This window comes from Nostoc sp. (genome assembly GCF_036917655.1).
Classification (GTDB): Bacteria; Cyanobacteriota; Cyanobacteriia; order Cyanobacteriales; family Nostocaceae; genus Nostoc.
Genome location: NZ_JBALCY010000067.1, coordinates 42,074 through 55,978, shown reverse-complemented (window position 1 = coordinate 55,978; position 13,905 = coordinate 42,074). Strand labels below are relative to the sequence as shown.

Annotated in this window: 9 protein-coding genes; 7 read left to right on the top strand and 2 right to left on the bottom strand. The window is 41.1% G+C overall.

Annotated features, from left to right (window positions below):
* Positions 1-87: 87 nt before the first annotated feature.
* Positions 88-1,176: a nucleotidyltransferase domain-containing protein gene (locus V7K30_RS23795; RefSeq protein ID WP_335003493.1), complete on the bottom strand. Its 1,089-nt coding sequence runs from the start codon at positions 1,174-1,176 to the stop codon at positions 88-90.
* Positions 1,177-1,305: 129 nt separating this feature from the next.
* On the opposite strand from V7K30_RS23795, the gene V7K30_RS23790 reads away from it, so the two are divergent.
* From V7K30_RS23790 to V7K30_RS23760, 7 genes are all read left to right on the top strand, one after another.
* On the top strand, positions 1,306-1,605 hold the full coding sequence (locus V7K30_RS23790) for a hypothetical protein (RefSeq protein WP_335003491.1): 300 nt from the start codon (positions 1,306-1,308) through the stop codon (positions 1,603-1,605).
* A 518-nt stretch (positions 1,606-2,123) separates the two neighbouring features.
* Positions 2,124-2,774: a hypothetical protein gene (locus V7K30_RS23785; protein WP_335003489.1), complete on the top strand. Its 651-nt coding sequence runs from the start codon at positions 2,124-2,126 to the stop codon at positions 2,772-2,774.
* A 925-nt stretch (positions 2,775-3,699) separates the two neighbouring features.
* A complete protein-coding gene (locus tag V7K30_RS23780) occupies positions 3,700-4,428 on the top strand; it encodes a response regulator (protein WP_442941099.1) in 729 nt (242 codons plus the stop codon).
* A 33-nt stretch (positions 4,429-4,461) separates the two neighbouring features.
* Positions 4,462-6,357 carry a sensor histidine kinase gene (locus V7K30_RS23775; RefSeq protein WP_335003487.1) on the top strand — a complete coding sequence of 632 codons (1,896 nt, stop codon included), beginning with the start codon at positions 4,462-4,464 and terminating at the stop codon, positions 6,355-6,357.
* 225 nt (positions 6,358-6,582) lie between these two features.
* Positions 6,583-7,314: a DUF928 domain-containing protein gene (locus V7K30_RS23770; protein ID WP_335003485.1), complete on the top strand. Its 732-nt coding sequence runs from the start codon at positions 6,583-6,585 to the stop codon at positions 7,312-7,314.
* A 20-nt stretch (positions 7,315-7,334) separates the two neighbouring features.
* Complete coding sequence (locus tag V7K30_RS23765; RefSeq protein WP_335003483.1) at positions 7,335-9,926, top strand: two-partner secretion domain-containing protein; 2,592 nt, start codon at positions 7,335-7,337, stop codon at positions 9,924-9,926.
* A gap of 165 nt (positions 9,927-10,091) precedes the next feature.
* Complete coding sequence (locus tag V7K30_RS23760; RefSeq protein ID WP_335003481.1) at positions 10,092-11,117, top strand: hypothetical protein; 1,026 nt, start codon at positions 10,092-10,094, stop codon at positions 11,115-11,117.
* A gap of 171 nt (positions 11,118-11,288) precedes the next feature.
* Here the strand turns inward: V7K30_RS23760 and V7K30_RS23755 are convergent, their stop codons facing one another.
* The gene (locus V7K30_RS23755; RefSeq protein ID WP_335003479.1) at positions 11,289-13,649 is read right to left on the bottom strand and encodes a CHAT domain-containing protein; all 2,361 of its coding nucleotides are present in this window, start codon (positions 13,647-13,649) and stop codon (positions 11,289-11,291) included.
* Positions 13,650-13,905 lie beyond the last annotated feature (256 nt).

Genomic DNA, 13,905 nt, shown 5'->3' with positions numbered 1-13,905 from the left:
GAGTTATCAGTTATGAGTGAGAAATTAATTAAAAACTCCTAACTCCTGTACAGACGCGATTAATCGCGTCTCTCCTAATTTTTTCAATTACCAATTTTGCATTTCCACCAATTCCATACACAACTGATTAATTTGCTCTAAATCAGGTTTGTGAGGTAAGGCAGATTGTTCATAAACAATTTCCATTTCGGCGACCAAATCTTCTGCCATTTTCATCACCTGCTCATAAGAATACTCACCCTTTAAAATAGCTTTTAAATCCTCAACATCACCAGCTATTCTCCTATCTACAATCACTTCACCTTGCCGCAATATTTCTACTCCACTGCGTAACAATCTAATGCAGTGCATCCCATGTTTGAGGTCAAAACCCGACTTTCTTTCCATTTCTGCCCTAGCCGGATTTCTATTCTCCTGCCAAGATAAGTAAGCCTTCCATTCTCTTAAAGCTATTTGATAATTTTGACTTTTCTGAAGCAGGCGGATAAAATCTTTCCGGCTATTGGTTAACTGTTGGGTATACTCCAAAGTTTCGTCGGGTAAAGTATATTGTTTTAACACTCCTTTAAAATCAATATCTGCTGTCAGCAATTGATATAATTGTTCCGCTTCTTCCAAAAACTCAATCCGTCCTCTAATTAAGTTATAAAGATACTCCAAAAAAGCATTTAGCTCATCTTTGCTGAGGGGTGCTTCGTCTTCTATAGAAAAGTCAGATGGTATTGGTTTTTTTTGCGGTGGTTTTAACAACCACTTGCGATGAGTTTCCATCTTTTTGATTTGAGCAAAGGCATAACCAGTGTAAGTATGTTTTACCTTCTTGCTCAAAAATAACTGTTTATGATTAATTAAATGCTGTCCGACTGCGCTGAAAAAAGGATAGTTATTTAACCAGAGCAATTCTAAAACATTGGGATTCGCGCCCGCTAATAACTGGAGGATTTTTCTTAATTCATATATAACTGTGTCTTGGTTGCCATCCAGGAATGAAAATATTCCTGGTTCATCCCAACCAGCATCTTTTTGTTCTATCCGATCAAATCCCAGGTAGTACCTTTTGGGTGCGATAAATACTCCCCGATAATCAAAGTCTGAATCAGGACGATTTAAACCATAGCCGTAGCTACCTGCCAAACCAATTAAAATAGTTCTTTGCTCAACTTCTATTCTTTTCATATCACCTGATTAAAATATAGTCATCCTAACTCATGAGTTAAGCAGGTGGAAAGATGGGAAGCAGAGGAGTAGAGGAAGAATTTTTAACTCTTGACTTTTGATAGCGAGTTCGCACAAGTCGCTTCGTTGATGACTAAAAACTCAATTTCGGGTAATCAGCGTATAAACAGCGTTCCATTAATGAGCAGTTTTAGCCTGACAACTTTGATATTATCTGTCGCCCGTGCTCGGAAGGTGACACTTTCACCAAGGTTAATCTGCTATAGGTTAAGCGATCGCTCAAGTTCTTCTGCTTGTTCTGGGCGTTCTGGGGCTAGGGTGTTGACTTTGAACCCTTTACCCTATAAGACTTCATGCAAAAAATGTGTCGCATATTTTTATGGGAAAGCGGCTAAAACAGCCGTTTTCCCACAAACAAAAGTAGCATAAATAATTTTCCGGGAAATTGCCTCAAAGCCCCCAAAATGAAGAGTGCTGAGTTAAAAGACCACCTCAACCAACCTCTTGAGTTAAGAAGATTCCGCCACGCCACAAGGGGCCTTGCTCGTACCAAGTACATAAGTGCTGAGTAGTTTTTTACTTGACTCAACTCAGCACTCAGCACTCAGGACTGAGTGTTGTCAACACCCTAGTACGAATGGCACTAAGTTAAGATATAACCCTTGCCCTGACTGGTTCCTAGCCTGAAGGCTGGGAACCCATCCTGGGAGGCGGAGCCTCCTCTTTCTTGGCCAGAGGCAGCAGCCCTCTCGGAATACATTCCCAGCCTGGAGGCTGGGAACGAGGCAACACAAGGCTTTGGGCTTATCTTAGTGCCATTCACCCTAGTACAAAGCTGTGGCGATTCTGTGGCGATTTGCCCTTTGAACGTTAAGTTTCAGCTTCTGTAGTTTTTGTCTTTCTTAAAAGATTGTATTGTTATTATTCATTTCATCAACACCGCAGCCATGAAAAATCTGTTCCCATTGTTCTTGAGTGCTATTTTATTAAGTGGCACAGTGGCTTGTAATAAAACGAATAGCCAGACTGACAGCACTTCTAGTAACAACAAAACTGCGATCGCTGATCGGACATCTAGTCAGTCAAACAATCAGCAAATATCCGTACCTGCTGGAACAAGTTTTGATACTGTTCTTCAACAAGAGATATCTACGGTTAAAAACCAAAATAATGACCGCTTTGTCTTAGAAATTAAGAATTCCTTAATCGGAGGAAATAAATTTCTTAAAGATGGTCAAATACAGGGACATCTGGAAGATGTAGTCAAAGCTGCTAAAGGAAAAAAAGCAAGTTTACATTTGGTTTTTGATGATGTTTCACTTAAAAATGGCTCATCTTATCCGATTGACGCGACTTTAGTAAACACCAAGTTAGAAACAAAAACCAAAGGTAAGTTCATTCAAAATGCAGGGATTATTCTAGGTGGTACAGTTGCAGGTCATTTTCTTGGTGATCAAGCCAAGTTCAAGCATGGTGGGCTAGCAGGTGGTACGGCTGCGACTGCTTTCGTTTTGTCTAGCCCTGGTGGAGAAGTTGCCCTTAAAAAAGGTACAAATATTAAACTTCAACTGAAATCTGCTATTGCTACTACTCAATAGACCATCAGCTATAAGTAAGTCGGCGCTAATATTTCAAGTTATGTTAAGAAATTCTCAGTAGGGTGCGTTAGCCTACGGCGTAACACACCCTACTGAGAATTTATATTTCTTCATATACATTGAATTTTTCTCGCCGACTTACTTAGTGGTGTAGTTAAAATTCAAAGAAGTACGAACAGCTTTCATCTGATGCGCTCCGCGCACTTCCCTAAAGTGACTGTGCAGGAGTACGATCGCATGAAAGCTACTCTTGATATTCAGGATGAGTGGGTATGGTCAGGGCGATTGCCCTGTTGGTTAAATCAATCAGTAGCGGGTAGCTAAAAAAGTTGGATTACTTTTTTGGTGAACATTTTCAACCGAGTAATAAAGTGAACTTCTGTTTCTGGACAGTGTTCTCTCACCTTCACTGTTGATGTAAAAATCTCCATCCAACACAATTGTGATAAAAGTAAACTCACACCTTTAGATTTGCACTTTTCTGCATAGCTTGAAAATTCATCTCCAATTAAAATAGGCGTATACTTCAACGAGTAGAGTTAGAGGATGTTTGGAAGGTATTATTATTAACACCAAAGCCTAATACTAATTCTATGTGAGGCTGCGGTTTATTCTAACTGTTCTTAGGCGATCGCTATTAAACAAATGCTGTTCGCTCCTTGCTGGCGAGGGCTGAAACCCTTGTTTTTACCCTCGTCCTCGAAAGTTTGTGATCTACTGAATTTTCAAACATCCTCTTAGGGATAAAAGTAGGACTTAGGCAAACAATAGCCGAAAAGAAAGATTTTCAGGTTGGGGCAATTCATGAATTGGCTCTACAACGTGTAGTTTTGCGTAAGTCTAAAAAGACGCAAGATATGAATCTCAAAGTAAACACCGTAGAGGACGGGATTTTTCGTAAAGCTTAAGGAAACTTTTAATTGGAATGAAAATAGGTGAAAATATGGTAGGGATAAGTTTGAAAGAACATCAAGTTTATGGACATTTACCAGTGGAAAAAAAGCTGGGTATTCTTGTTGTCGATGACCATCAATTAATTTTGACTGGTACCCTGGATGTATTAAGTCGAGAGTATCCCGAAGCTTCTATTATTAAGGCTCAGACGGGAAAAGAGACACTTTTTCAACTTCAACTTCACCAGTTTGACCTGATTGTGATGGATTTATCAATTCCCGATCAGCAAGGGGAGACAGCAAAAATTGATACCGGAATTAAGCTGTTGCAAACTTTGCTCCAAGAATATCCCCATCAGAATTTCATGGTGCAAACTAGTTATGTGAAGGCGTTAATCCGGATCAAACACGAGATTGATAATCATCAAGGTGGGTTTGCGATCGCAGACAAAGAATTAGCCGAAGATGAAATGCTAATGCGGGTTAATTTGGCACTTCATGGTGCAACTCACACGAAAGACATCAAAACGGGGATCGAACTCAAACCGGAATGGTTGGAGGTGTTGCGGTTGGCTTTTGAAGAGAGTTTGACAGATCGAGCGATCGCTGACCGAATGTATAAATCAGAACGAGCAGTGCGGACTTACTGGACGAAGATTCAGGATGTTTTGGGGGTATATCCTGAAGACTGCAAGCAAGGTGGTAAGAATATGCGAATCCAAACCGAAGTTCGTTCCCGTGAAGAAGGCTTAATTGATTAATACGGATAGGGATAATTAACGCAAAAAAACTAGATGAGAAGGAGAATCTGGAATCGCATTTACCAAGAATTTGGGTTGTGGTCCCTTGCTGCACCTCCGGGAATATTGGTGTTGGTATTGGTGATCTTGATCCGTATGGTTGGAGGAATGCAATCTTTGGAATGGATATTCCTCGATACCATGTTACGTCTGCGTCCCGCCGAAAAACTCGATGAACGTGTAGTCATTGTGGGGATCGACGAAAAAGATATCGAATGGGTTAAGCAATATCCGGTTCCAGATGAGAAGATTGCAGAGTTACTTACCAAGCTGGAAACCTATAAACCGCTAGCAATTGGGCTGGATATATTCAAAAATGTTCCCGTTGAACCTGGTGGCGAACAACTTACCAAGATATTGCGGGAAAATACTAATATTATTAGTATTGAAAAAATATTACCACCAGGAGAGATTTCTCCACCCCGAAGTTTGCCACCCGAACAAATTGGATTTGTTGATTTATTTAATGATGCAGATAGTAAGTATCGACGCTATTTGTTATATACACCGAAGCCGAAGAATTACAACGAAGATAAATATTCTCTAGCGCTACAGTTAGTTGTTAGGTACTTAAAAACAAAAGGAATTGAGTTGGAAACTGGGAAAAATGACCCAAATACAATAATGATTCAAAGGACTGAATTGCCCCGAATCACCGATAATTTTGGTGGATATGTGGGCATTAATTGTGGGGGTGGTGGATTGTCAATTTTGATGAACTTCCGCAACAATTATCAGCCTTTTCATGTTGTGTCGCTGCGCGATATTCTCAATGAGAAAAATAAGAACGTTTATGCAAAATTGTTGCGCGATCGCATTGTCTTAGTTGGCAATCGAAATCTGAGCGGTGGTGATATTTTTTATACATCTGCTTTGCCAACATTAGAATTAAAGGGTCAAATTTACGGTGTTGACTATCATGCTCACGTCATCAGTCAAATTCTCAGTACTGTAATCGATGGTCGCCCAATGTTGCACAGTTGGGAAGATATCGGAGAATACACATGGATAATTATTTGGGGTTTTCTGCCGATCATTATCGGACGGCTGACCCAATCTGTCTGGAAAAATCTATTTAGTGTTGCTCTAGCGGGAGTTTGTCTGTTTAGCTACGGCTATGTGATGCTGTGGTTGTGGGGTATATGGGTTCCTGTAGCATCCAGTATATTAGCTGTAAATGGGGTTGGCTTGAGTGCTTTGGCATTTTACCAGCATGATAAATTCTTGCGATCGCAAATCAACGAACGTCAAAACACAATTCAACACACTTTTACCGTAATTCATAATGGCCCCCTGCAAACCCTCGCTTATGGATTAAAGCACATGCGTGCTAAAGATGTACCCTATGAACAACTGCTTGGACAATTTGAAAAGCTCGATCGAGAAATTCGGGAAATTGGCGAATTTCTCAAACTAGAAGCATTAACAAAGGAAGAAAGTTTGCGTTTAGGAAGCGGATTGATCCTCGAATTGAACCGACCACTTCATGATTTGTTATATGAAGTTTATTCAAGTACATTAGATCGTCACGATTTTGAATATTTTAAAACATTAAAAGTCAAAATTCGCAATTTTGACCCAATTGATGATAAGTATTTAAGTATGGAACATAAACGTGAAATATGTCTGTTTCTGGAAGAAGCTTTGTGTAATGTTGGCAAACATGCCCAAGGAGTAAAGTGTGTTCAAGCAACGGGTGTTTCTAGTGAAAGTCAATATAAGTTGTGCGTTAAAGATAACGGTTCTGGGATTCAATCAAAGCTCGAAAATAAAGGCACAAAACATTCTAAACTACTCGCCAGACAATTACGAGGAGAGTTTCGACGGGAATCGCTTTCCCCTCGCGGGACAATATGCCAACTTAGCTGGAAACCTACAAAGGAATTTTAGATTTTAAAACAGTTCTTAATATTCTAGAGGTTCTCAGTTGAATAAAATACAAACCTAACAAGAACAGCCCCTTCCCTACCTCTCCCTAACCCTCTCTTAAAAAAAGAGGAAATCAGAAAAAGTTTTGTTAGCAGGAGGGGGAATAAGACTCAAATCAAAGCCTCTCTCGTTGCAGGAGAGAGGTCAAAATTTTAGTAGATAACCATACAATTACCAGCATTTACCATGAGTCATCAATATTTTGGATTTTGGCGAAATAGCCGCAGACTTACAAGTTTGGTTGTGGGAGTGGTTTTTTTAATTAGCGCAGTCCCTGCATATGCTGAGTTTAAACCACGCGATCGCAAACCTGCCAGTGGATATTCCCGTGCGGGTGGTTCGCGTGGATGTTCGAGTAGCGGTATTCCTCTGACGCAGCTTGCACCTCAGACATTTATCGGTAAAACCGCTTCCACACGTCCAATGCTTGCTTGGTATATGTCAAGTTCCCAAACTGTGCGATTCCGAATTTTTGAATTCGATTCAGCGACAACTGTTAAACAAATCGCTAAAGTTAAAGAAATACCAACAATAGTCGGGATTAACAAATTAAAACTTCCTCTTGATTATCCTGAACTAACTGTCGGTAAAACATATTTCTGGCAAATCGCAATTGACTGCGAAGCGCGTTCAATTGTTAGCAATGCAGAATTTACCGTCATAAATCCTCAATCACTAGCTAAGAACCGATTTTCTAGCATTCCAGAAAGCATAAATTATTATGCTGAAAATGAACTGTGGTATGAAGCATTTGAAGAAGCATTGAAAGCAACCAGTAATGGTAAACTGGGTCAAACTGGATCAACTTTAGTTCAAGACCTCGCACAGTCTGAAATCCCCACAGGAAGCGAAGTCGATATCAAAATCATTCAGCAACGCATCAAAGATATCCAGAGAATTTCAAGCGAAAGAATATAGAACGAGTGGGGAGAATAGAAATGATCGAAATTTTGCGGTTTGGTGTAGCGGGATTGCTAGGGTGCGTGGGAGCGATCGCAGTTTCTATTCTCCCTACTTTTGCTCAGTTAACTCCCGATAACACCCTTGGAATAGAGCAATCGGTTGTCATTCCGATTAATAAAGATAATGACCGCATCGGGGGCGGTGCGGCTCGTGGCATTAACCTATTTCACAGTTTTCAAGATTTTAATGTAGGTGAAGGTCGAGGCGTTTATTTCGCCAATCCACAGGGGATAACAAATATCTTTTCTCGCGTTACTGGTGGTAACTCGTCGAATATTTTCGGGAAATTGGGAGTTAATGGTGCAGCAAATTTGTTTTTGCTTAATCCCAATGGGATTGTGTTTGGTAAAAATGCCAGTTTAGATGTGCAGGGTTCTTTTTTGGGGACAACAGCAAATAGCTTAATTTTTCCCAATGGCGTAGAGTTTAGCGCTACAAATCCCCAAGCACCGCCATTGTTGGCTATCAATGTACCAATTGGCTTGCAGTTTGGTTCGCAACCAGGAAGTATTACTAACCGAGCAGTTAATGCGTTGTCTGTTGGTTCTGGTAGTACTTTAGCACTTATGGGTGGTGAAATTGGCTTGGATGGGAGTTCTTTGTCTACTAAAAATGGACAAGTGAAATTGGGAGCAGTCAGTAGAGATACAACTGTTGATCTGAATGTCAATGGCTCGTCATTGGGTTTTAAGTTACCAGAAAATTTCGGACAAGCACCCATTAACTTAACGAATGCAAAAATTTTCGCTACAGGTGAAAATAGTGCAATTGAGATTTTTGGTGGAAAAATCGCCCTAAACGGTTCTAGTCTTTTCGGTAACAATGGCGGCTCAATTATTGTTGATGCGACTCAATTTAATTTAGACAACGACTCTAGCGTTCAGAGTGTTACTTCTGGTGCAGCCAAGGGCGGTGATATTCAAATTCAAGCCAGCGATGCAGTAACTCTCGCTAACGGCAGTTCGATTTATTCCAGCAGCAATGCTGACGCTACGGGTGCGGGTGGTAATGTTACCATCAATGGCGGGAAAATCACGATTACCGGAGATGGAACAGTAGAAAATAGTGGCAAAATTAGCACATTTAGCTTTGGTAAAGGTAATGGAGGAAACCTCACCTTCAATGCTAGGGAGTCGGTTAACGTCAATGGTGGCTTGATCCTTGTTAGCTCTCAAGGTGCAGGCAATGCTGGGAACTTAACTGTGCGAGCTACAGATGCTGTCAATATCACTAACCAAGGTAATTTGGGACTCTACAGCAATAGTTCGGGTTCAATAGGTAATCTGCGGATTGAAACAGGCACTTTGCGAGTTCAAAATAATTTCTCAGGAAGGGGAGTGGTAGCACTTGCATCTGGTACTGGAAGTGTCGGTTCTATTTCCATTCAGGCTCGGAATGCGGTTGAGGTGACTAAAAGTGATATATCTACAAAAGGTGTTTCTCTACCAGTCGGAGGTACAACTCCAGCAACAGCAGGGGATATCACTATTCAAACCCAACGACTCAATCTCAAAGATGGCAGTAATATCAGAACGACTACCTTTAGCAATGCAAATGCAGCTAACATTTTTATTAAAGCTAGTGAATACGTAGATATTGCTAGTAAAAGTTATGTTGCATCTGACACTGGCTATGGTTCAGGAAATGGTGGTAATGTAACAATTGAAACGCCTCGACTCTCCCTAACTCAAGGAAGCTATGTATCAAGTAGGACTGGCTTTGGCTCAGGGAATGCTGGCAATGTAACGATTGAAACGCCTCGACTCTCCCTAACTCAAAGTGGATATATAAGCACCTCATCCCTTGAAAGCAGTGGTAATGCTGGAAATATTACTATCCACGCCAAAGATGTAGAATTGGATGGGGGTCTTCCTCATATAAGTGACAGTGACATATCTTCGGATGTGATTGCAAGTAATGCAGATGCAAGAGGTGGCACGATAACAATTGACACAGAACGGTTGCGGTTAAGTAATGGTGGAAACATATCAACCTTAGTGCAGGGGGGGCGAGGACAAGGGGGTAATTTGGTGGTTCATGCCACTGATTCTATTGATATTATTGGGGTTGGGCTACAACGACTGGATGGTTCATTTGCACCATCAGGTTTATTTGCCGGGGTGCAAACGGGAGGAATTGGTTCTGGGGGAAGCATTGACGTTACAACAAGACGCTTAAATCTCAGCAATCAGGGAACAATTTCTGCCTCCACATTCAATCAAGGTAATGCAGGAAATATTGGGATTAATGCCGAGCAAATTGATTTACGCGGAAGTAGTTATATCGGAACTCAGGTTGGCGATGAAGCTAAGGGTAACGGAGGCAATATCAGCATCAAAACTCAACTATTAAATGTACAAGAAGAATCGGAGATATCATCAGGAACTTTCGGAAATGGAAACGCGGGTAATTTAAGGGTACAAGCTGATAACATTATCCTGACTGGATCAGACAGGGGGTTTTTAACTGGTATAACATCTGGTGTTGAGGAAGGGGGTAATGGTCGAGGCGGTGATATAAATATTACTACCGATAATCTCAGTATACGTGATACTGCTGAGATATAATCAGGAACTTTCGGAAATGGAAACGCGGGTAATTTAAAGGTACAAGCTGATAACATTATCCTGACTGGATCAGACAGTGGGTTTTTAACTGGTATAACATCTGGTATTGAGGAAGGGGGTAATGGTAGAGGTGGTGATATAAATATTACTACTGATAATCTGAGTATGCGTGATACTGCTGAGATATCATCAGCAGTGGGCGAAAAGGCTAACGGTAGAGGTGGTGATATAGATATTACTACCAAGAATATTGATATACGTGATAATGCCGCAATATTATCAGGAACTTTCGGAAATGGAAACGCGGGTAATTTAAGGGTACAAGCTGATAACATTATCCTCACTGGTTCAGACAATGAGTCGTTCACTGGTATAACATCATCAGTTCAGAAAAGGGCTAACGGTAAAGGTGGTGATATAGATATTACTGCCAATAATCTTGATATACGTGATGCTCAAATTAGCTCCGGCAGCCTCAGTACAGGTGACGCTGGAGATATTAGAATTAATGCTAATTTTCTGGAAATTCTGGGAAAAGGCAGTGCGATCGCTTCTTCAACGAATGCAGGTAATGGTGGTGACATCACCCTCGATATCGCTGATTTATTACTGTTGCGCGGTGGCGGTTTCATTTCAACTACCGCAGGTAGAAACGAAGCTGGTGGCGATGGCGGTAACATCAATATCAACTCTAAATTCATCGTCGCCATCCCTAAAGAAAACAGCGACATCACCGCCAACGCATACACTGGCACAGGTGGAAAAGTCCAAATCAACTCTCAAGGGATCTTCGGTATCGAGTCGCGGACAAAGCCAACCGAAAAAAGCGATATTACTGCAAGTTCAGAATTAGGCATTTCAGGTATAACAAATATTAACGCACCCGATACCAGTTACATTCAAAACAGCTTCACCAGATTATCCCCAAACCTTATCGACACTAACGCCCTGATCGCTAATAGTTGCATTTCACGCAGTCCCAAGAAAAAGGGTACATTCTTCATCACGGGTTCTGGTGGTTTACGTAACAGCCCTAACGATGCTTCAATCTCAATCTATTCGACTGGTGAGGTGCGAAGTGTCAATGACAACACATCGCGGACTTGGAAAAAAGGCGATCTAATTATCGAACCTACTGGTGCTTATCAACTTACTGATGGACGATTGATACTCAGTCGAGAATGTCAGTAGTAAGGGATGATTAATTTGTTAGAAACAACATAGGCATCAAAGAGCGCCCTTAAAATAAATCAACATACTTATAATTAAGCTTTTGCATTTTATTTAATCCACGTTCCTAAGAGTATCCGAAACGGAGAGAGATTTTCCAGATTGCATGAAAACTCAGGGGATATGTGGCTTTCAAAGCCAATTACCGATCGCAATCATTGGTGCCCAATATACTGGGTTGTCATACTTGATATTTATACCTTCAGATGGCGGTAATTTCTTAGCATTAATCATCCTAATTTGGGCTTTTTGCAGTGCTTCTGCAATACTCATTCCAGTATTGCGGTAGTTGGTGTAAAATGTTTTGACTAGTTCGGATGTCGATGCATCTGTGACACTCCACAAAGACGCGATCGCACTTTTAACGCCAACTTGCAATGCAACTCCAGCTAATCCTAGTGTGGCACGATCGTCGCCAACTGCGGTTTCACATGCAGTCAATGTCAGTAGTTCGACGCTATCCGATTTGCTGTTGAGGTTTCGCAGTGAGTTTTCTAATTGGCTGATGGTAAGTTTTTGGTTTTTGCCTGTGACAATGAAGGTGTCTTCGGGAATGATGCCAAATTGAGCGTGACTAGCTATGTGAACAATAGGATATGTGCTTTTGTCAAGTGTTTTCTGAAAACTTTCGGGGGAAAAATCCTGATCGATGAGGTCGGTATGATTAGGAAATATACTTTTAACTGCACTGACTTCTTCGGGAACTGAAAAAAGCCTACCAAAAGACTTTCCGTCGATTGTTGCTTGTTGTGTCAAACCCAAAATTAACGCCTTTTGCGTACTGCGATCGCGTACTTTGGGTGTGGTAAGTCGTAAACTAGGGGTTGTGGCAACTGCGTAGGTTTCGACTAAGTATTTCTTTTGTTGGCGATCATAAAGTGCTGCCATTGGTACACTACGCAAATCCAACAGATCAAGCCGCGACTGTGCCAATGTGCGGTATAATGGTCGCACAACATCGCGGAAGTCAAACTGGACATCGCGTTCAGCGGTTAAAATATCGCTGCGGATATCTTCTAGGGTATCAAATGCTCGTTGATAAGATGCGATCGCTTCTTCTTTGCGATTCTCTTTATCTAAAATCCGTCCAGCTTGCCACTCCCACAAATACAAGCTATCTTTTGCACTCAACTTTTTGTCTGCTGTAATGATTGCAGTTTGGGTATATTTTAATGCTTGTTTACTATCTTTGCGGCATTCCCAAAAATGTCCTAAAGCACCATTAGCATAAGATTGTAGGCGATTGTCTTGTAATTTATTACTAGTTAATATTGAGCTTTTCAGCAAATTTAATACTTCGTTCTCCGATGAAACCATCTGAGTTGAACAGTAGGTAAAGGGCGAAGTTCCTTGAGAATGGCGCTGCAAGTATGCTAAATCAATTGCTCCATACACTTTTGTCGCTGAATCGGGTAAATCTTCGAGAACCTTCAAAGCATCCTCATGAGCATTATTAAAGGTTTCATCGCCAATAACTTTCGTCTCATTTGTCTGGGAACCCAACTGAATTAAATTTAATAATCCCCGCATCTCTGCTAAAGGTTGTTTTTGTTTTTGGGCAAGTTTTATACTATTTTGAAAATATTCGCGGGCTTGGTTGTAATCTGCCGCAGACTTGTTGGTAAATTCGTTTTCTTTACTGACAATACCAGCTTGCATTGCAGAATTGGCTTCTAACTCATGCAATTGAGCGCGACTTCTGTAAGCATTACCCAAACTATTTAACACTAAAAAATCATATTCTGGAGAGACTTTTTGTGCTGCGTGTAAATATTTAATTGCTTGGTCATAATTTCCGATTAACCGATATGCCTCGCCGAGAATTCCCAAAGCCGCAATCTTACCGCGTTTGTCGTTGTGTTTGGTGGCGATTTCTTCGGCACTTTCGGGAGTGCATTCTATTTCCTGACTCGCTTGATTTTCTGAGATTTTCGACTTATCTACCAGTTGACCACATAAAAGTGCGATCGCTTTGCGGGGTTGTCCCAAATTGCTGTAAACTTGGGCGAGTTCTGACTGCATTCGTCCCACTTGCTGCATATTTGCCACAACCCCATAGTCACGAATTGCCGCTGATAACGATTTAATAGCTTCTTTATTTTCCCCTATTTGTTGGTAGGCACGCGCCAAATTTTCATTTACAACCGCTGCATCTGACGGATTGTTTTTATACTGATTTAATGCCTCTCGCCAGTGTTTTACCGCATTGTGAAAATTTCCGGCATCATAATCTTTAATTCCTTGTTCAACGAGTAAACTAGCATTTTGAGTTTGTGCAGATACGACTTGTCCAAACAATAAACAGATTCCGAGGGTTGCCAAAAATAATACTTTGAGAAATTGATGGCGATTTAGTTTTTGGTGTTGCTGGGTGAAGAGATGAATTAGCCTCGCGCACAGAGAAGTTTGAGTGACGGAAGCCTTTGCTCGAAACTTTGGGACTTGCAAAGGCGCAGACAGTAGGAGTTTGAGATATTTTTTTAGGGATTTCATATTTTAATTCAGCAATGCCTGGTTTTTCTAGTATCCGGTTTAAATAAGTTATTTTTTATACAGGTTATTTTAGCGATCGCAAGTTATATCATGTCCGGGTAATTCGTTGTGATTCCCATAGTCATTGCACCCCACACGCCAGATGCTCCACTTGGGGAGACCCCAAGACCGCACTGGCTCCCCTTAATCCCCTCCCCGCTCTTCGGGAGGGGAGACAAAGCATAGCTTTGGCTCTTTGGGGAACTCCTGAGTTTAA